This is a genomic window from Mycobacterium sp. 48b (assembly GCF_048282725.1).
Classification (GTDB): domain Bacteria; phylum Actinomycetota; class Actinomycetes; order Mycobacteriales; family Mycobacteriaceae; genus Mycobacterium.
The window spans coordinates 655,993-673,953 of sequence record NZ_JBLVUL010000001.1 but is presented as its reverse complement, the minus strand read 5'-3'; the positions used below and the strand labels follow the sequence as shown (position 1 = coordinate 673,953).

Annotated in this window: 20 protein-coding genes; 9 read left to right on the top strand and 11 right to left on the bottom strand. The window is 68.1% G+C overall.

Going from position 1 to position 17,961, the window contains the following annotated elements:
- Positions 1–6 precede the first annotated feature (6 nt).
- From ACNQR1_RS03135 to ACNQR1_RS03115, 5 genes are all read right to left on the bottom strand, one after another.
- The gene (locus tag ACNQR1_RS03135; RefSeq protein ID WP_418043927.1) at positions 7–291 is read right to left on the bottom strand and encodes a hypothetical protein; all 285 of its coding nucleotides are present in this window, start codon (positions 289–291) and stop codon (positions 7–9) included.
- A 44-nt stretch (positions 292–335) separates the two neighbouring features.
- On the bottom strand, positions 336–758 hold the full coding sequence (locus ACNQR1_RS03130) for a Zn-ribbon domain-containing OB-fold protein (protein ID WP_418043925.1): 423 nt from the start codon (positions 756–758) through the stop codon (positions 336–338).
- Positions 759–763: 5 nt separating this feature from the next.
- Positions 764–1,915 carry a thiolase family protein gene (locus tag ACNQR1_RS03125; RefSeq protein WP_418050257.1) on the bottom strand — a complete coding sequence of 384 codons (1,152 nt, stop codon included), beginning with the start codon at positions 1,913–1,915 and terminating at the stop codon, positions 764–766.
- A 79-nt stretch (positions 1,916–1,994) separates the two neighbouring features.
- Positions 1,995–4,226, bottom strand: coding sequence for an acyl-CoA dehydrogenase (locus tag ACNQR1_RS03120; protein WP_418043923.1), 2,232 nt, complete (start codon positions 4,224–4,226; stop codon positions 1,995–1,997).
- The gene (locus ACNQR1_RS03115; protein ID WP_418043921.1) at positions 4,223–5,230 is read right to left on the bottom strand and encodes an NAD-dependent epimerase/dehydratase family protein; all 1,008 of its coding nucleotides are present in this window, start codon (positions 5,228–5,230) and stop codon (positions 4,223–4,225) included. Before ACNQR1_RS03115 ends, ACNQR1_RS03120 begins: the two co-directional genes overlap by 4 nt.
- A 119-nt stretch (positions 5,231–5,349) precedes the next feature.
- On the opposite strand from ACNQR1_RS03115, the gene ACNQR1_RS03110 reads away from it, so the two are divergent.
- Entirely contained in the window at positions 5,350–5,940 is a 591-nt protein-coding gene (locus ACNQR1_RS03110; RefSeq protein WP_418043919.1) for a TetR/AcrR family transcriptional regulator, read from the top strand.
- An 11-nt stretch (positions 5,941–5,951) separates the two neighbouring features.
- Here the strand turns inward: ACNQR1_RS03110 and ACNQR1_RS03105 are convergent, their stop codons facing one another.
- On the bottom strand, positions 5,952–6,620 hold the full coding sequence (locus ACNQR1_RS03105; RefSeq protein ID WP_418043917.1) for a GNAT family N-acetyltransferase: 669 nt from the start codon (positions 6,618–6,620) through the stop codon (positions 5,952–5,954).
- A gap of 279 nt (positions 6,621–6,899) precedes the next feature.
- Here ACNQR1_RS03105 and ACNQR1_RS03100 point away from each other — a divergent pair, with 279 nt between their 5' ends.
- A complete protein-coding gene (locus tag ACNQR1_RS03100; protein WP_418043915.1) occupies positions 6,900–8,075 on the top strand; it encodes a helix-turn-helix transcriptional regulator in 1,176 nt (391 codons plus the stop codon).
- A 1-nt stretch (position 8,076) separates the two neighbouring features.
- Here ACNQR1_RS03100 and ACNQR1_RS03095 read toward each other — a convergent pair whose 3' ends face one another.
- The 4 genes from ACNQR1_RS03095 to ACNQR1_RS03080 all read right to left on the bottom strand — a co-directional run bounded on the left by ACNQR1_RS03095 (position 8,077) and on the right by ACNQR1_RS03080 (position 11,841).
- Positions 8,077–9,303 carry a Dyp-type peroxidase gene (locus ACNQR1_RS03095; RefSeq protein WP_418043913.1) on the bottom strand — a complete coding sequence of 409 codons (1,227 nt, stop codon included), beginning with the start codon at positions 9,301–9,303 and terminating at the stop codon, positions 8,077–8,079.
- On the bottom strand, positions 9,296–9,802 hold the full coding sequence (locus ACNQR1_RS03090; RefSeq protein ID WP_418043911.1) for a copper chaperone PCu(A)C: 507 nt from the start codon (positions 9,800–9,802) through the stop codon (positions 9,296–9,298). Before ACNQR1_RS03090 ends, ACNQR1_RS03095 begins: the two co-directional genes overlap by 8 nt.
- A complete protein-coding gene (locus ACNQR1_RS03085) occupies positions 9,795–11,195 on the bottom strand; it encodes a PepSY-associated TM helix domain-containing protein (protein WP_418043909.1) in 1,401 nt (466 codons plus the stop codon). Before ACNQR1_RS03085 ends, ACNQR1_RS03090 begins: the two co-directional genes overlap by 8 nt.
- Positions 11,196–11,298: 103 nt before the next feature.
- Positions 11,299–11,841 carry a hypothetical protein gene (locus ACNQR1_RS03080; protein WP_418043907.1) on the bottom strand — a complete coding sequence of 181 codons (543 nt, stop codon included), beginning with the start codon at positions 11,839–11,841 and terminating at the stop codon, positions 11,299–11,301.
- A 62-nt stretch (positions 11,842–11,903) separates the two neighbouring features.
- Between ACNQR1_RS03080 and ACNQR1_RS03075 the strand changes: the two genes are divergently transcribed.
- Genes ACNQR1_RS03075 through lipE form a run of 5 tightly spaced genes read left to right on the top strand, consistent with a single transcriptional unit; the run spans position 11,904 to position 15,358 of the window.
- Entirely contained in the window at positions 11,904–12,545 is a 642-nt protein-coding gene (locus ACNQR1_RS03075) for a class I SAM-dependent DNA methyltransferase (RefSeq protein ID WP_418043905.1), read from the top strand.
- Positions 12,546–12,590: 45 nt separating this feature from the next.
- Complete coding sequence (locus ACNQR1_RS03070) at positions 12,591–12,944, top strand: ArsR/SmtB family transcription factor (protein ID WP_418043903.1); 354 nt, start codon at positions 12,591–12,593, stop codon at positions 12,942–12,944.
- Positions 12,941–13,585, top strand: coding sequence for an SRPBCC domain-containing protein (locus ACNQR1_RS03065; RefSeq protein WP_418043901.1), 645 nt, complete (start codon positions 12,941–12,943; stop codon positions 13,583–13,585). Before ACNQR1_RS03070 ends, ACNQR1_RS03065 begins: the two co-directional genes overlap by 4 nt.
- 46 nt (positions 13,586–13,631) lie before the next feature.
- The gene (locus tag ACNQR1_RS03060; protein WP_418043899.1) at positions 13,632–14,117 is read left to right on the top strand and encodes a peroxynitrite isomerase; all 486 of its coding nucleotides are present in this window, start codon (positions 13,632–13,634) and stop codon (positions 14,115–14,117) included.
- Entirely contained in the window at positions 14,114–15,358 is a 1,245-nt protein-coding gene (gene lipE, locus ACNQR1_RS03055) for a lipase LipE (RefSeq protein WP_418043897.1), read from the top strand. Before ACNQR1_RS03060 ends, lipE begins: the two co-directional genes overlap by 4 nt.
- 15 nt (positions 15,359–15,373) lie before the next feature.
- On the opposite strand, the gene ACNQR1_RS03050 is transcribed toward lipE, so the two are convergent.
- Positions 15,374–15,817 (bottom strand): PPOX class F420-dependent oxidoreductase, encoded by a 444-nt coding sequence (locus ACNQR1_RS03050; protein WP_418043895.1) that lies wholly within the window; start codon positions 15,815–15,817, stop codon positions 15,374–15,376.
- 49 nt (positions 15,818–15,866) lie between these two features.
- Here ACNQR1_RS03050 and ACNQR1_RS03045 point away from each other — a divergent pair, with 49 nt between their 5' ends.
- Together ACNQR1_RS03045 and ACNQR1_RS03040 are read left to right on the top strand one after the other, a co-directional pair.
- Entirely contained in the window at positions 15,867–17,414 is a 1,548-nt protein-coding gene (locus ACNQR1_RS03045) for an acyl-CoA carboxylase subunit beta (RefSeq protein ID WP_418043893.1), read from the top strand.
- A 77-nt stretch (positions 17,415–17,491) separates the two neighbouring features.
- Positions 17,492–17,935 (top strand): DUF4383 domain-containing protein, encoded by a 444-nt coding sequence (locus ACNQR1_RS03040; protein ID WP_418043892.1) that lies wholly within the window; start codon positions 17,492–17,494, stop codon positions 17,933–17,935.
- The last annotated feature ends 26 nt before the right edge of the window (positions 17,936–17,961 follow it).

The window sequence follows — 17,961 nt, the reverse complement described above, 5'->3', positions numbered from 1 at the left end:
GGGGTGTCAGTTGCCCCAACCGCGCTGGCCGTCCCAGCCACCGCAGATACCGTTGAGGCAACCGTGGCCCCAGCCACCCTGGGCCGGGTTCCAGCCGCCACAGCCGTTCCAGCCGGGCCCGCTGTCGCAGCCACCGCCACCGCCGGCGTCACCGCCGCCACTGGGCTGGGCACTGAATGTCGTCGTCGAAGCAGGTGCATCGGTGATGAGAGCGGCGGCAGGCCCTGCTGCAATCACCGCTGCGGCTCCCGCTACGAACACTGACCCCATGAGTTTTCGTATGGTTAGCATGACTCCATACTCCTCTCCTGTGAGCCTCCTGCCAAGTGATGTGATCAAGCCCGCGTGTAACGCAGCAGTGTCGCACCAGTCCCAGCAAATGCGTCGGGATAGTCGGAGAACACTGGCTTCACCCGCATACCGACGCTGAGTTCTTCCGGTGCGACATCGACGATCTCGGTGGAGAACCGTGGCCCCTCATCCCATTCCACGATTGCCGGCATCTGCGGAACCGCGTCGGCGAAATGCGGGCCGACGGGGCGGCGGGCAACGGTGAACGAGTACAGCGTGCCCATCCCGGAGATCTCCCGCCACTCGAGGTCACCGGCCAGGGTGCGGGGCGCCAGCACACGTGGATAGAACACGTAGGCCTGCGTCGACGGGGAGTACTGGATGACGATGCGGTGCTCGGCGAGGGCGTCCCAGAACGGTGCGCTGGTAGGGGTTTTCACCGGCATCGGCCGGGCGAATCCGGTCATCGGTGTCACTCGCCTTCCAGGATCAGGGTGGTTTGCTCGGACAGGATGCCGCCGTTGCCGGAGACGAACGCTCGGTTGCAATCAGCGACCTGGGCCGCACCCGCTCGGCCCATGATCTGTCGGGTGGCATCGCACACGTGGTGCATGCCCCCAGCCAAACCTGCTTGCCCGAAACCGAGTTGGCCGCCTGCGGTGTTCATCGGGAAATCGCCGCGGAAGGTCAGGTCGTGATCGGACACGAAGGACATGCCCTTGCCCTTCTCGCAGAACCCGGCGTCCTCCAGGCTGAGCAGCACCGTGATGGTGTAGCAGTCGTAGATCGACACCATGTCCATCTGATCGCGGGTCAGCCCGGTCATCCCGAACGCGGTGTCCGCCGCCTTCCGGATCGGCGTATCCAGCAGATCCTCGGCGTAGGTGGGGGTCTTGAACGGCACGTGCTCACCAAAACCCTTGACCCACACCGGACGGTTGCGGGCTCGGGCGGCAACCTCGGCGCTGGCCACGACGACGGCAGCCCCGCCGACGCACGGCATCACGATCTCCAGCATGTGCAGCGGGTCGGCGATCACCGGGCTGGCCAACACGTCCTCGACGGTCAGCGGGGTGTCTTTCCAGATGGCGCCGTCGGTGTGGTTGGCGTTGACCCTCTGGTCCACCACGATCTTGGCCATCGCCCGCTCGTCGTAGCCGTACTCGTAGGCGTAGCGCTGGGCCACCTGCCCGTACGGGCCGTTCTGGCCGAGGTTGCCATAGGGAATCTCGAATTCGGCCTGCGGTGAACCGAATTGGTTGCTCGACGAGCCGAAGAACACCGCGTCGGTCAGCGTCTTCGGCTTCAGTTCCGAGCTCGCGGTGATGTAACGAGCAGGTAGGGCGCACAGCACCACGTCGCACAGGCCGAGTTCGATCGCGGCGGCCGCCCGCCACACCATGCCGGCCGCGCTGGCGCCACCGAGATCCAGCAACTCCGCGAAGTTCGCTCGTACACCCAGGTATTCGGCCACGGTGGACGGTACGAAGATCTCCGACTCGCCCAAGTGCGAGGTGACGATGCCGTCCACCTGCTCGGCCGACAGGCCGGCATCCTCCAGGGCCGCGGCGGCCAATAGCGCCCACTGCTCCAGGGTGAACGGCGCCGGCGACGCCTTGTTCATCTTCTCCGGCGGCAGCTCGACGTAGCCGACGATCGCGGCATCGCCCTGTAGTCCCCTACGCGATCCCAATGTCGTCTCCTTACTTTCGGGGTAGACCCAGAATCATCTGGGCGATGATGTTGAGCTGGATCTCGGTGGTGCCGCCGCCGATCAGTTCGGCGGGCAGGTCCAGGTACGGTGCCACCACGGCGGGTTGGCTGTCCTGTTCGAGGGCCAGTGGCCCGGTCAGACCCAGAGTGAGTTCGGCCGCCCGGCGCAACATCACGTTGGTGGCCACCTTGGCGATGCTGGATGCCGGCCCCGGGGCCTGCCCGTCGAGCAGACGCAAGGTCTCCCGTACCCCCAGCGCCTTGAGGGCGTTTGTGTAGGCGTCGATCTCGCCGATGGCGTGCAACACCGGGTCGGGATCGGGGCTCGTCCCAACCAGCTCACGCAGCGCACCCATCCGGTCGATGTTGACGTAGCCGCTGATCGCCACGCGCTCGTGGGCCATGGTGCTGATGGCCAACTGCCAGCCCGAGGCCGGGTCGCCGAGCACCATCTCGTCGGGAATGAAGACGTCGGTGAGAAACACCTCGTTGAACTCGGCGCGCCCGCTGGACTGGGTGATCTGCCGGAACTCGACACCGGGCGAACGCATGTCGAGGATGAAATAGCCGATGCCCCGGTGCTTGGGGGCGGTCGGATCGGTACGGGCCAGCAGCGCGCCGAAATCGGCCCGATGCGCCAGCGAGGTCCAGATCTTGTGTCCGTTGATCCGCCATCCGCCCTCGACGCGCGCGGCCCGGGTGCTCAGCGACGCCAGGTCAGACCCGGCACCTGGCTCGCTGAACAGCTGGCACCAGGACAGTTCCCCGCGCAGGGTGGTGGGCACGAAACGTTCTTGCAATTCAGGGGATCCGGCCGCCATGACACTGGGGAGAATCCATTCGGCGATGCCGACGGACGGCCGCACCAGGCCTGATCGCCTGCCGAACTCCTCGTCCACGATGAGCTGCTGGCGCACGGTGGCGTCACATCCCCACGGCGAGGCCCAGTGCGGGGCGATCAATCCCGCGTCGGCCAGCAACGTACGGCGCGCCCCGATCGCGAACTCCGGGTAGTCACCTTGGCGTCCGAAACCGTTGTCGGACAGGGTGAGCGCACGGTCCAGAATTTCGCCGACCCGGGCCCGGAAATCGGCGTCGGACTCACCGAGGTTCACCGTCACGTCGCGCGTCACGGTGGCCGACAGTTCACCTAGCCTGCGGGTCCAGCGCGACACCGGACCGATCGAGGCCGCCAGGCTGGTCGCCCGGCGCCAGTACAGGTGCAGGTCGTGTTCCCAGGTGAATCCGATCGCCCCGAGCATGGTGAGCGCCTCGAGCACCAGGCCGGGAACCGGCATGACCGCTCTCACCGCGGCCGAGCAGGTGGTCAGCCGGTGTTGGTCGGTGTCCGTGGACCCATCGAGGGCCCGCACCGCGTCCCAGGCCGCTGCCGTCGCCAGTGCGCTGTTCACCAGCAGCATCGCCGCCTTGTGTTGCAGCGCCTGGAACGTGCCGATCGGTTTGCCGAATTGTTCACGGGTGCGCAGATGTTCGGTGACGGTGTCCACGCACCACTGGGTGATGCCTGCCGCCACCGACGCGGTGAACGCAACGGTCAGCCCGGTGACCAGGTCGGCATCCAGCCCGGTCAGGACGGCGGCGGCGGGCACCGCCTGATCGCGCAGCCGCAGGAGACCCAGATCCGTGGTCAGGTCGGTGCCGCGGCGCGACTCGACCTGGCCCTCGGCAGGATTCAGCGACGCCCAGAGCAGCGCACCCGTCTCGTCGGCGAAGGGCACCACGACGCACTGCGCCGAGCACATCCCCAGGGTCAGGCCGGTCGAACCGGTGAGACGCCAACCGTCGCCGTCGCGGCGGCCCGCGATGTCGGACCGTTCGCTCGGCACCACGACGGCCGTGCCACCGGCGGCAATCTCCTTGAGCAACGTCTCGGCAGCGGGGCTCGGCCGCGAGGCCAGGGCGGCCCCGGCGATCGCCGTGGTGAGCAGCGGACCGGGCAGCAGTGCAGATCCCGCCGCTTCCAGCACGCAGGCCATGTCTTGCAGGCCGCCGCCCTGCCCGCCCACCGCTTCTGGCAGGTGTACGGCATGAAATCCGTTGTCCACCAAGGCACTCCACCACGACGGCAGATGCCCGTCAGCGAGGTGGTCGAGCACTTCCCGGGTCGTGTCGATCGGTGCATGCCGGCCCGCGAACTGCCCGACGGCGTTGCCCAGCTGTTGTTGTTCGGGTGTCAGTGCGATGGAGATGTGCGTGGTCATGCGCGCCGCCTGGACGCGAACAGACCGGAGACGAAGAACCGCGCGCCCTCGGCGATGGCCTCGGTCGTCGGTCGCGGCTGCCATCCGAGTTCGCGGACCGCCTTGCCGTGATCCATCGGCGACATCACGTGCATCAGGCGCACGGTCAGTGGGCTGAGCTGATTCTCCTTCTTGCGCAGCCGGGCCAGCGGATCGACGATCGCGCCCGCGGCTGCCAGTAGACGGACCGGTACGCCGCGCCGAGGCGGCTCCACATCAACAGCAGCACAGGCGGTTCGGTAGATCTCCCGGGCTGTCATGAAACGTTCGGACACGATGTAGCGTTCACCGACCCGACCCCGCTCGCCGGCCAGGATCAATGCCTCGGCGGCATCGGCGATGCCCACGGTCTCGGCGGCCGCTCCGTTGACGTAGAACGGCATCCTGCCTCGCACCGCGGCGGCGACCAGGCCGCCGTGCGGCGTCGGCAGCCAGTCGCCGGGGCCGTAGGTGTTGGACACACACATCGCCACCGCGGGCAACCCGTGCTCACGGGCGTACCGCAGCACCATCTGTTCGGCCAGCACTCGGGTGTGTACGTAGTCGCCGCCCACGTCGAGCCAGTTGTGCGGCAGATCCTCGGTGGCAAGCCCGGATTCGGCGATACCGATGGTGGCGATCGAACTGGTGAAGACGAACTTGCTCAGCCCCGCCTCGACGGCGACGTCCAGGACCTCTTGCAGCCCTTCGATGTTGGTCTTCCACAGCGGCGCCGGGTCGCTCAGCCAGGCCCGGGCGTCGACGACGCAGTAGTACACGACATCACAGTCGTCCATCGCGGCGCGCACGGAATCGGCGTCGAAGATGTCGCCGTAGACCCGCTCCACGTCGAGGTCGTCGATCCCGCGGGTGGAGCTGGTGGTGCGGATGAGCACCCGTACGTCCTCGCCACGCTCGACCAGTCGCCTGGCGACGTGCGAACCGAGGAATCCGCTGGCCCCGATGACCAGTTTCTTTGTTGCCATGCGCCCTTGCGTCCGTCGTTCTCCGATATTCACGAGACGCTACGTCTCGTCTTGTGGGAGACTACGGCGGGTAGCTTGCCGTGTAAAGATCCGTGCAGAGGACCGACGAGGACATACCGATGATCCCCACTACCGATGAGGTGACGCCGCCGCGGCGACGCAGCGAGAAGTCGCGGGTGGCCATCATCGAGGCCACCCGCGCGCTACTGCTGGAACGGGGCTTTGACGGCCTGAGCATCGAGGCCGTCGCCGCACGCGCCGGAGTCGGCAAGCAGACCATCTACCGCTGGTGGCCGAGCCGGCCCGCACTGGTCGCCGATGTCCTGCTGGAGGACGCCGACAAGATCCTGGCCACGATGCCCCACACCGGCGATGTGGCCGCGGACCTGGCCTCCTGGGCCGGAACCCTGGCCTCGGCCCTGACCTCAAAGCGCGGCAACGCCATGCTGCGCATCCTGACGGCGGCCTCCCTCGAACACGAGGACACCGCCGCGCGACTGCGTGCCGGATTCAGCCGACCGCTGGTCGATTCCGTGCGCAACCGGCTGCTGGCCGAGCACGTCGATGCCGACCTCGCGTCCGCAGCCGCCGACGCCCTGCTCGGCGGCGTCGTCTACCCGATCCTGTCCGAGGGACGGAACTATCCGCGCGGACGCGCCGAGGCCCTGGCCCGCATCATCGTCGCGAGCCTGCGCGGCCCGTCCGGCTGAAGGCCGGTGCGCTACGCCCCGGGAACGGCGCCCGGCGCCCGCACCACCATCGGCACCGCGGGAAAGTACGTCGCCATCTCCGAGCGGCACTTGCGCAGGGCGGCGGTGCCGTAGCCGCGTTTGCGGAAGTCCGGGTGGATCCAGATCCGGACGTTGACCTCACCGTGGCTCAGTTCGCCGAACACCATGCCGACCTTCTGGTCGCCCTCCAACGCGACGAACCAGGCGGCCTCCTCGGCGTCGACCCGGCCGAGGGCCGCGCGGATCTCGTCGTCGACATCGGCGGCGGCAGCGCCCGACCCGTCGCCGGAGGTACCGACGTCACTGGTTCGGGCGACGAAGATATCGCGGTCGGTGTCAGCGGCGAACGGCCGCAAATCCAGGGATTCGCCCGAGGCCGCCGGGCGTTCCGACACCGTGAAGCTGAGCTGGCTGTTCAGGTCGTCGAGCTCCGCGGCGATCGCGCGTCGCGAATCCTTGGTGATCTGCGCGAACGACAACCCCACCACGGCTTCGGCCGCGACATGAGAGGTGCCGAGCAGGCCGGCAACCGCGTCGACGGCCGCTGTGCGATCGTCGGCGTCCACGATCACGTCGAGCACTTCGTGGCGCCGGTTGAGGGCGTTGAGCAGAGCGTCGGCAATTTCGCGCCGGGCCGCGGCTTTGTCGTGATCGGTCATACCGCGAGAGTAGATCAGCAGTGCGAACTGTGCGCAGAGCAACCGTCAGCTCAGAGCCGGTCCATTTCTCGTGCCATCTCCGACCACTCGAAATAGATCAACCGTGATGCGCATTCAAAGGGATGGCGGCCGTGGTCATGACCGTCGATCGGCAGATGCCACGGCTGATGGGCAACCTCCATCGGTTGTGACGGGGTGAACGGGAACATGGCTGGCCCCCTTCGCTGGCTGGTACCCGCAGGAAACCACCCCGCTCGCGTCGACACATCATCCATCCGGTTGACATTGATCTGGATTATTCTGGCCTCAGGCGACGACCATGTATTCGACGACGAACGAATCGGGAACCGTGACATGTTCACGGTCGAAGGATTCTCGCGCCTCGTAGCCGGCATCTACGCCGCTGCGATCGCTCCCCAGCACTGGGAGTCCACGATCCGCGACATCCACCGCACCATCGGCGGCAACGGCGGCGCGTTGCTCACTTCCGAGAAGTCGGTCTGGTCGATCCAGAACTCGATCCTCCCCACTGGCGCGGCCGCCGGCTATGCCGCGTACTACCACCGACTCGACGCGCCGATGGCCGCCGTGGAGAAGGGTGCGGTGGGTACCGTCCGCACCGGGACAGAGCTGATCGTCCCGATTCGCCACTCGGAGTTCTACTCAGATTGGCTGCACCCCAACGAATTGGAGGACGGCCTGTTCATCCGGCTGTCCCGGGGTACGCGCCCGGCCTGCTTCCTGCTGCACTCCGCGGTGACGTCCGAACCGTTCGGGTCAAGGGAGCGGATCCGGCAGTTCAGCGGCCTGGTCCCGCACCTGCAACAGGCCCTGCGCGCGCAAGGGGCGCTCGACGACTTCGCCCATGAGGACGCCGACCTGCACGCTGCCCTCGATTCGGTGGACCACGGCATCGTCGTGGTGGGACCGAACGGGCAGGTGCTCAACCTCAACGCCGCCGCCGAGAAGGCCCTGCGCGGCGACGACGGCCTTCAGGTCGCCGCCGGTCGCATCACGGCCGCCGGCGCCGCGGCCAACCGGACCCTCAACCGCGCCCTCAACTCGGCCCTGACCGGCACCACCGACAACATTCGCGGTGGTTTCTCGTTCACGGTCCAAAGACCCTCGGACGCAAGGCCCTTCATCCTCCACGTGCTGCCGCTGCACCGACTCGAGGAGCCGGACCGGCGACGGGCCCTGCTGATACTGATCGACCCCGACCACGAGCCCGAACCCAGCACGGAACTCCTGCGACGCCTGTACCACCTGACCCGTACCGAGGCCGACATCGCACTGCGCGTAGCCCAGGGCGCCGACCCCAAACACATCGCCGAGGACCTGTCGGTATCGATCACCACGGTGCGTACCCACCTGCACCGGATATTCGACAAGACCGACACGCACCGCCAGGTTGAGCTGGTGCGCCTGCTGCTCAGCCTGCATCCGGTGGCCTAGTTCAGCCGAACAGCTCCCGCCCCAGGTGGCCGTCCGGGGTCCGCACCCCGCCGGGCACCACGAACACCGACGACCCGACCGCCGTGGTCCACTGGTTGAGCGCGTCGAACTGGGCGAGGCGGCGCTGCACCGGCAGGAACTGCTCGTCGATATCGCGTTGGAACGTCGCGAAGATCAACCCCGTGTTGGACGTCTGACCGGGTTCGGGCGGATCGTCGTAGTTGTAGGGCCTGCGCAGAAAGCGCTCTCGCGTACCGCGGTGGTGTGCCAGCGCAACGTGCGAGTTCTGCGGGATGACCGGAATTCCATTGTGCAGCAAGGAGAAATTCGGTTCATCCGTCTCCCGGGTGCCGGTCAGCGGTGCGCCGGAGTCCAGGGTGCGTCCGACGGCGAACTCCTTGCTCGGGCGGTCCAGCTCGTCCCAGGTGTCCAGGTGCATGGCGATGCGCCGGACGATCATCAACGTGCCGCCGACCAGGCCCGGGTGCACCGCGCCGGACATCCAGACCAGATCGTCGAAGTCGGCGGCGGTCAGGTTCGCGGTGCCGTCGACCTGTCCCATCAGGTTGCGCATGGTGGTGCCGCTCGCGTCGGCGCCGCGGGCGTTGCGGAACCCGGCCTGCCGCCAGCGCGGGGTGGCCATGGACCGCACGTTCTTGGTCAGCACCCGGTTGGCATGGGCCACCGTCACCGGATCGTCGGCACAGATCTGCAGCAACAGATCACCGCCGGACCACCTGTGATGGAGCTGGTCCACGTCGAACACCGGCAACTCACGAGCCGACCGCGGCAAGGATCCCGCAGGCCCGACCCGGCCGAGCAGTCCGATTCCCAGACCGACCGTGATGGTCAATCTGGCTGGGCGGGTGGCGAGTTCGGGTTCGGTGTCGGCCAACGCGGGCGCACCGCGCGTCAAGCGGGCGGCGTCAGCCGTCCACAACCTCAGGATCGCCGCGACGGTTTCCCGCTCCGAGCGCCGCATGCCGGGCTTTCCGCCGTGGTCGAGATCGAAGGCCACGAACAGCCCGTGGGACTGCGGCGCGGTGGCGACCCCAGCCTGATGCGGTCCGTAGAACGGTTCCACGTCGACCCCGAAACCGTTCTTCACGGTGGCGGAATTGGCCGCGCCGGACTGGTTCAGCATGGCGCCGGCAGCCAGCGCGGCGGCACCCCCGGCGAAGAGGCGCCGCCGGTTGACCGCCGGGCGGGACGGCTCGGCCTCAGCCATGTCCGTGCGGGGACGACGGCGCATAGTTCTCGTTGCCACCGGCGAAATCCCGCACCTGGGCCGTAACCGGGAGCGACGATCCGTCCTCGAACACCAGCGAGACCGGGACATCGGCGCCGGGCTGCAGCGGCGCCTTCAGGTCCATCAGCATCACGTGGTCTCCGCCGGGGACCAGTTCATGGGTACCCCCGGCCGCGATGCTGAGCCCACCGTCCTTGGGCCGCATGGTTTTCGACCCGCTCCCATCGCTGACCACCTCGTGCAGTTCCACCGTGCCGGCCGCCGGGGAGGTCGCCGAGACGATGCGCACATCGTGGTGCCCCGTGTTGGTGAGGGTGCCGAAGACCGCGGTCGTGCCCGCGTCAGCCGCACCGGCCCATTGCTCACTCACCTGGACCGTCTCGGCCATCTTTTCCTCGTGATGGCTCTCGGTACAGGCGGCAAGGCCTACTGCCAAGCTCAACGCGGTCGCCGTCAGAACAGCTGCGACCCTAGACATTTGATCGTCCTTTCCACCACGCCACCGCGACGTCGATCAGCAGAAAGGCCAGCAGGCTCAACCCGAACAACGGCAGGGCCCAGCCGATGACGGCTGCGACGACAACCACGGCCACGCTGCCCCACGGCGGCAACTCGCGGAGGGCTCCCCGCAGCGGCGGGCGCCCGACCGCCCAGGCCGAACCGCGCGTGGGCCTGCGCTGCCACCACATCCGGTAGCCACGCACGATGACACTGATCAACCCGATCATGGTGAGTGCCAGCACGATCTGGTTGGCGATGCCGAACAGCAGACCCATGTGGGCGTCGATCGTCCAATCGGTGAGCTTGGCCAGCAGCGGCCATTGCGCGAAGTTCACCCGGTCGGTTACTGCCCCCGTTTCCGGGTCGACCGCGATCTCGTCGGCACGGGACGGCCAATCGCGTTTGCGCTCGGCCACCTTCCACGCCTGGCCCGCTTCGGTCGGCGGGTACATCCACATCGGTCCGCGCAGCCCGGCCTGCTCGGCAGTGCGCAGTACGGTGTCCGCGCCGCGCAGCTCGGACTGGCCGCCATGCGCACCGTGGTGTGCCGCCTGGGCGGCCGCAGCCCCGGACAACGACGTGTCCACTGCAGGCGCCGTGGTGTTCAGCTGCGCCTGGATACCGTTGACCGTCTCCCCCGCATAACGCGACCAGGTGATACCCGACACCGACAGGGCCAACAGCACCGCCACGATCCAGACGCCGACCGCGCCGTGCCAGGACAGGGTGCGCCGGCGGCCGGATGCCGACCGGTCGGGCAGGACCAGATCGCGCACCGTGCGGTTCTCCCGGCGCCGCATGACCCACAGCGCGAGCCCGGCCAGTGCGATCACCCACATCCAGCTGGCGGCCAACTCGCTGTAGTTGCGGCCGAATGCCCCCAGATGCAGGTTGCGGTGCAGCTCGTCGAACCAGGCCCGCATCGGCATCCACTGCCCGTAGGTGGTCAGCGCCCCACGCACCGCACCGGTGTACGGGTCGACGAACACCGTGCGCGAATAGTCCGGCGGAATGTCCTTGAAGGCGGGGTCCACCAGCAGCCGGATCTGGGTGGTCTCGTCGGGGGCCACGGGCGGGCGGATGCTCTCCACCGTGCCTTCGGGATGGGCGTGGCGCGCCGCGGCGAGCTGGTCGGCCAGCGGCAGTCGCTCGGCCCCGACGTGCTCGACGGTCAGCTCATGCCGGTAGACGAATGTGTCGATCTGCGGGATCAGCGCGTAGAGCAGACCGGTGATCGCCGCGATCAGGATGAACGGCCCGACGAAGAGGCCGGCGTAGAAGTGCAGCCGCACCAGAAGGGGGCGGATGGAGTTGGATTTGACGGGGGGAGGCGATTTTTCGCGTAGCTGATCGTCGGGGGTCGTGGTCATGGCAGTGCTTTCGCTGAAAGGAACGTGGGAAGGTGCGCACGCGCGGGCACACCAAACGGGTGACAGCCCGTCGGTGATCGACGGGCTCAGGCGAAGAGGGGCGTCAGACGCCCGTGCCGGACCCCACCGGAGGTGCCCGCATTCCCAGACCGGCATGCAGCAGGACAGGCCGCGCCACAACCACATTCGAAGGCCACCAGAGCTCGCGGACCGGCGGCCGGATCCGGGCGGTGGCAAAGATCCGCAACCAGGACAGCACCGAGGCACAGACCACGTACAGGTACTCGGCCATGCCGATCACCAGACCGAGACCCACCGCCGCCGCGACGTGCATGCCGAGCATGGGTGCGGTGAGAAGCGACGCTGCGTGATGATGCCCGCCGGACATCGCCAGCGCGAAGTGACCGAGTAACTGCCCGGCGCCCAGGCCCGCGATGAGCAGACCGGTCTTGACCAGGCGCGTCTGCGGGTTCAGACCGCCCACAGCGGCGCCGAGCGCCGCGCACAGCAGCAACAGCACGATCAACGGGCTGCTCGTCGGGGCCATCCCGCCGGCCGCGGTGTGTGCGACCGTTGCGGTGAGCGCCGAGCACGCGCCGACCAGACCACCGCGCAGGCGCGCGGCATGCTCGGCTGACGTGCTCACCTGCGGAACCTTACCGTGCAGCCTGAGCTGGGCTTCCGGCATCGGCCCCTAGAGTTGGCCCGGTGGGTGGCCCGGCATATGAGCAGTACGACTTGATCGCCGACGAGTACGCCCGGGCGTTCGCCGGCGAGTTCGAATCCCGGCCCTTCGACCGCGCGATCCTGCGGTCCTTCGCGGATCTGGCGGTGCGGTCCGGCGGCACCAGAGCCCTCGATGTGGGCTGCGGCCCCGGCGAGGCCGCCGCCGAGCTTGCCGACTGTGGACTGCAGACCGAGGGGGTCGACGGCTCGGCCGCGATGATCGCCCTCGCCAGGCAGCGGTGGCCCGGAGTGCGGTTTCAGACCGCCGACATGCTCGGCCTCCCCTATGACGAGGGAACCTTCGATGCGGTGTGCGCCTGGTACTCGATCATCCACACACCCGCCGAGGCATTGCCTGACCTGTTCGCCGCGTTCCGCCGGGTCCTGACCGATGCGGGGTGGTTGCTGCTGGGATTCCAGACCGACGGTGAGACGGCGGTCTACGACCACGCCTTCGGCCGGGACGTGGCGTTGACCTTTCTGCGTCACGACCTCGGCACGGTCTGCGCAGCGCTGGAAGCGTCGGGATTCACCGTGTACGCGACCACCAGGCGCGCGCGTCAGGCGCAGCTGGACGAGCCCACGGCCCAGGCCATGGTCATCGCGCAGGCCGGCCCACGGTGATTATCATCCTTGACTTATATAAGTAAGAACTTCTAGTCTGGTCACGTGCACGCCTTCGACATCCTCGGAGATCCGGTGCGCAGGCGGATCTTGGAACTCATCCACATGGGCGAAATGTCATCCGGCGCCATCACCGAGGTGATCCGGGCCGAGTTCGAGATCAGCCAGCCTGCGGTGTCCCAACACCTCAAGGTGTTGCGGGACAACGGTTTCGCCAGCGTGCGCGCAGAAGGCACCCGCCGGCTGTACAGCGTCGACTCCGCGCCGCTGCGCGAGGTCGACCAGTGGCTGGAGCAGTTCCGGCGCAACTGGACGCCGCACCTGGATGCACTGGCGACCGAGATCGCGCGCGGCAAGCGGGAACGAAGAAGAACCACGAACAAGGAGGCTTCCCAGTGATCGACGTCCAACACCAGCTCAACGAAGTCCGCCGCAGTGTGGGCCGCAAGACGTTCGAAGCCCGCGAGGCGCGTGTGGTGAGCGTCAGCCAGACCTACGACACCGACGCCGCCGATCTGTGGGACGCCTGCACCAGCATCGAGCGGATCCCCCGCTGGTTCCTGCCGATCACCGGCGATCTGCAGGTGGGCGGACGTTTCCAGCTGGAAGGTAACGCGTCCGGCGAGGTGCTGAGCTGTGATCCGCCCCGGTCGTTCACGACCACCTGGGAGGCCATGGGCGCCACCAGCTGGGTCGAGGTCACCATCACGGCCGCGGGCGAGGATCGGTCCACCTTCACGCTGGACCACATCATGCACTCCGGCGACGACGACGAATTCTGGCTGCAGTTCGGCCCCGGGGCGGTCGGAGTCGGTTGGGACTCCGCACTTCTCGGACTTGCCGGTTACCTCGGTGGCGGCGACCGCATCACGCCGGAAGAGGGCGCGGCCTGGGCGGCCGGCGAGGAGGGACGCGCGTTCATGACTGCAGCCAGCGAGCTCTGGTACCAGGCCGACCTGGCGGCCGGCGAGGATCCGGCCCGGGCGCGCGGCGCGGCGGACCGCACCGCGGCCGCGTACACGGGGGCTGAACAGGGCTGACACCACGCGATGGGGCGCCACGGCACCGTCGCCGTACCCTGTCGTTGTGCCCGACCTCCACCCGAACCTGAACGTGCTGGCCCCGTTGCTCGGCACCTGGGCCGGTCCCGGCGCCGGCGAGTATCCGACGATCGAATCGTTCGAGTACCTCGAAGAGATCACGTTCGGCCATGTCGGCAAGCCGTTTTTGACCTACAGCCAGCGCACCAGGGCCCGCGACGACGGCCGCCCGCTGCACGCCGAGACCGGGTACCTCCGGGTCCCGGCGCCCGGCCGGGTCGAATGGGTGCTGGCGCATCCGACCGGGATCACCGAGATCCAGGAGGGCACCGTGCGCGTCGACGACGGGCGCATCGATATGGAGCTGGCCGCGACCACCATCGGGCTGACGGCATCGGCCAAAAACGTTGCGGCACTGTCACGCTCCGTCCACGTGACCGGGGACCAGCTGACGTACGACGTGCAGATGGGCGCCGTCGGACAGCCACTGCAACACCACCTTTCCGCGACCCTGACCAGGAAGAGCGAATGAGCCAACCAGCACCGACCGGCAAGATCGCCCTTCCCTCGGACCTCGACTCGGTCACCGACATCGGCGACGAGGACCACTCGGAGATCGACCCGAGGGCCGTCGAGCGGATCTGGGAGTCGGTCCGGCACTGGTACGGCTCCGGCCTGCACCCGGCCATCCAGGTGTGCTTGCGGCGCAACGGGAAAACCGTGTTGAACCGCGCGATCGGCCACGGATGGGGTAACGGCCCCGACGATGCGCCGGATGCCGAGAAGATCCCGGTCACCACCGCGACCCCGTTCTGCGTCTATTCGGCGGCCAAGGCGATCAGCACGACCGTGGTCCACATGCTCGTCGAACAGGGACACTTCTCCCTCGACGACCGGGTCTGCGACTACCTGCCCAGCTACACCAGCCACGGCAAGGACCGCACCACGATCCGGCACGTGATCACCCACAGCGCGGGTGTGCCGATCCACACCGGACCGCGCCCCGACGTCACCCGCGTGAACGACAGCGAGTACACCCGTGAGCAACTCGCCCTGCTCAAACCGGTGTACCGACCCGGCCTCGTGCACATCTACCACGGTCTGACCTGGGGTCCGCTGGTCCGCGAGATCGTCTCGGCCGCGACCGGCCGCAACATCCGCGACATCCTGGCCGACGAGATCCTCAACCCACTGGGGTTCCGGTGGACCAATTACGGCGTTACCGCAGAAGAGGTTCCGCTGGTGGCGCCCAGCCACGTCACCGGCAAGCCGCTGCCCGCGCCGATCGCGGCGGCGTTCCGGGCCGCGGTGGGCGGGACCCTGGACCGCATCATCCCGCTCAGCAACACGCCGCTGTTCCTGACCAGTGTCATCCCTTCGTCCACCACCGTCTCCAACGCCGACGAACTGTCCCGATTCGCCGAAATCCTGCGCCGCGGAGGTGAACTCGACGGGGTGCGGATCATGAAGCCAGAGACGTTGCAGGCCGCGACGGCGCCGTGCCGGCGCATGCGCCCCGATGTGGCCACCGGCCTCAAGCCGATGCGGTGGGGCACCGGCTACATGCTGGGAGGCAAGCGTTTCGGGCCGTTCGGCCGCAACACCGAGGGCGCGTTCGGGCACACCGGATTGGTCGACATCGCGGTGTGGGCCGACCCGCAACGCAGCCTGTCGGCGGCGGTCGTCAGCAGCGGTAAGCCCGGGGCTCACCGGGAGGCCAACCGCTATCCCGCGGTGCTGGACCGGATCGCGGCCGAGATCCCCGTCGGCTGAGAGTCGTTCGCCAGGTCAGCGCAGCTTCTCCCCGTACACCCGCTCGACCGTCAGCGTCATCAGCACCCGTCGGTCGGAGACCATGACCGACCGGTATTCATCCCAGTCGGGGTGCTCCCCCGCTGCGCTTCGGTAGTAGTCGACGAGCGCCTCGACCTCGGGGCTGTGCGGATCGGTACCCGGGCCGATCAACCTCACCGGCCCTTCTGCCGTTGCCCAGGCCCAGCCGTCGGCACTGGTCACCTCCAGCGCCGCGCGGGGGTCGCGACGCAGATTGGACGTCTTGGCGCGGCCTTCGGTCATCGACACGTGGATGACGCCCGCGGCCCGGTCGTAGAACGGCGTCACCGGCGACAGCTGCGGGATACCGGAGGCCTTGATGGTGGCCAACACGCCCAAGCGGGCCTCGGCCAGCAGTTCGTGCGGATCGAACGACGGGTTAGATGAGGTGGCGGTCACATGTGTGCGCAACCTCCGGCCGCCCGCCCGCTATTCCAGGAGCCTGCCGATGCCTGATGAACCACTCCGCGACGATCTCGCCGAGCTGCTGCGCCGGAGGGCGTTGACGCAGGATGCGGGCCGGCCCGACGCGGTCGCCCGCCGGCATGCCACCGGGGGCCGTACCGCGCGGGAGAACATCGGCGACCTGGTCGATGAGGGGTCCTTCGTCGAGTACGGGCGGTTCGCGATCGCGGCTCAGCGCCACCGTCGCAGCCTGGACGATCTCATCGAACGCACGCCCGCCGACGGTCTGCTGGCCGGGACCGCGCGGATCGGCGGTGCGGCGTGTGCGGTGCTGTCCTACGACTACACCGTTCTGGCCGGAACCCAGGGCGCGCTGGGGCATCGCAAGAAGGACAGATTGTTCGAGATCATCGAGCGGCTCAAGTTGCCGACGGTGTTCTTCGCCGAAGGCGGCGGCGGACGTCCCGGTGACACCGACATTCCCACGGTCTCGTCTCTGGAGATCCGGGCATTCGCGCTGTGGGCGGGGTTGTCCGGCGTGGTGCCGCGCGTCGCCGTCGTCAAAGGCCGGTGTTTCGCGGGCAATGCGGTGATCGCCGGTGCGGCCGACCTGATCGTCGCCACCCAGGACAGCTCGATCGGGATGGGTGGGCCCGCCATGATCGCCGGCGGCGGGCTGGGTGAGGTGGCGCCCGACGACGTCGGCCCGATCTCGGTGCAGGCGTCCAACGGCGTCGTCGACGTCGTGGTCGCAGACGAGGCGCAGGCCGTCGCGGTCACCAAGAAGCTGATGGGCTACTTCACCGGGCCCATCGAACCCGTTCCCGTCGCTGATCAAACCGCTTTGCGCACAATGATTCCCGAGCGGGCCCGGCGCGCCTACCCGGTGACCCCCATCATCGAGACGCTCGCCGACCCCGACTCGGTGACCGTGCTGCGGGAGAAGTTCGCCCCGGAGATGGTGACCGCCCTGGCGCGCATCGACGGTCGGCCGGTGGGCGTCATCGCCAACAACACCATGGTGATGGCCGGTGCCATCACCGCCGCGGCGTCGGACAAGGCCGCCCGGTTCCTGCAACTGTGCAATGCGTTCGGCCTGCCGGTCATCTCACTGGTGGACTGCCCCGGGTACATGGTCGGCCCGGCGGCCGAGGCCGAGGCCCTGGTGCGGCGCGGTTCACGGCTGCTGGTGGCCGGTGCGGCTCTCACGGTGCCACTGATAGCGGTGATCCTGCGGCGAGGTTACGGCCTTGGGGCACAGGCGATGTGCGGTGGCAGTCTCCATGAGCCGCTGCTCACGGTGGCCTGGCCCGGTGCCCACCTGGGTCCGATGGGCCTGGAGGGAGCCGTCCGCCTGGGCCTGCGGAAGGAGCTGGAGGCCATTGCCGACGAGGACGAGCGTGAGCAGGCCGTGCGGGCCGCCACCGCGGCGGCCGAGGAGAACGCGCGGGCGCTCAACTCCGCCTCGCTGTTCGAGATCGATGACGTCGTCGACCCGGCGGAAACCCGTGGCCTGATCGCCGCAACGCTGGCCGCGGCCGCTGCGCACGAGCGTCCGGCGCCCCATGCGCGGTTCGTCGACACCTGGTGAGGAACGCGATCGGCACCGTTGACTACACGCTGTAGTAGACGTAGCGTCCCCACACTGTGTCTAATGGTCCTCCTCGCGTGCGGGGTCGCCGCTGGAGTTTCGCTCAGTGGGGACTGCTGATCATCTCGCTGTTCCATGTGGTGCAGGCAATCATCGGTTTCATTGCCGAGCCGAGCTTCGCCATCGGCCCCGATGCACCGACCACGCCGATTCTGGGCATGGACTACAACGGCTGGCACGCAGTGGCCGGCCTGGCATTGTTCGGCCCCGGCCTGGTGCTGTGCCGGCGAAAAGCCTGGGCCGTGCTCTATCTCCTGCTCGCCGCGGTGGCCGGAGCGCTGCCGGGAATCTGGGCGTTCTTCTCGAACCAGGTGGCCTACGTGTTCGCCTTCCCGAACAACATCACCGATGCGATCGTGCACATGGCAACCGCCGCGGTGATGCTCGCCGTGGCAGGTGTGCAGATCTACCTCGATGGCGGGCTGCGCAACTCGCTGTCCGGGCTAACACTCAAGCGGTGAACAGATCAGTTAGCTGAGCGTTTCCT

What these genes read in the sequence shown, in the direction of transcription:
- ACNQR1_RS03135 (WP_418043927.1), bottom strand. Translation starts at nt 291, where the DNA reads ATGCTAACCATACGAAAACTCATGGGGTCAGTGTTCGTAGCGGGAGCC.
- ACNQR1_RS03130 (WP_418043925.1), bottom strand. Translation starts at nt 758, where the DNA reads ATGACCGGATTCGCCCGGCCGATGCCGGTGAAAACCCCTACCAGCGCA.
- ACNQR1_RS03125 (WP_418050257.1), bottom strand. Translation starts at nt 1,915, where the DNA reads ATGAACAAGGCGTCGCCGGCGCCGTTCACCCTGGAGCAGTGGGCGCTA.
- ACNQR1_RS03120 (WP_418043923.1), bottom strand. Translation starts at nt 4,226, where the DNA reads ATGACCACGCACATCTCCATCGCACTGACACCCGAACAACAACAGCTG.
- ACNQR1_RS03115 (WP_418043921.1), bottom strand. Translation starts at nt 5,230, where the DNA reads ATGGCAACAAAGAAACTGGTCATCGGGGCCAGCGGATTCCTCGGTTCG.
- ACNQR1_RS03110 (WP_418043919.1), top strand. Translation starts at nt 5,350, where the DNA reads ATGATCCCCACTACCGATGAGGTGACGCCGCCGCGGCGACGCAGCGAG.
- ACNQR1_RS03105 (WP_418043917.1), bottom strand. Translation starts at nt 6,620, where the DNA reads ATGACCGATCACGACAAAGCCGCGGCCCGGCGCGAAATTGCCGACGCT.
- ACNQR1_RS03095 (WP_418043913.1), bottom strand. Translation starts at nt 9,303, where the DNA reads ATGGCTGAGGCCGAGCCGTCCCGCCCGGCGGTCAACCGGCGGCGCCTC.
- ACNQR1_RS03090 (WP_418043911.1), bottom strand. Translation starts at nt 9,802, where the DNA reads ATGTCTAGGGTCGCAGCTGTTCTGACGGCGACCGCGTTGAGCTTGGCA.
- ACNQR1_RS03085 (WP_418043909.1), bottom strand. Translation starts at nt 11,195, where the DNA reads ATGACCACGACCCCCGACGATCAGCTACGCGAAAAATCGCCTCCCCCC.
- lipE (WP_418043897.1), top strand. Translation starts at nt 14,114, where the DNA reads ATGAGCCAACCAGCACCGACCGGCAAGATCGCCCTTCCCTCGGACCTC.
- ACNQR1_RS03045 (WP_418043893.1), top strand. Translation starts at nt 15,867, where the DNA reads ATGCCTGATGAACCACTCCGCGACGATCTCGCCGAGCTGCTGCGCCGG.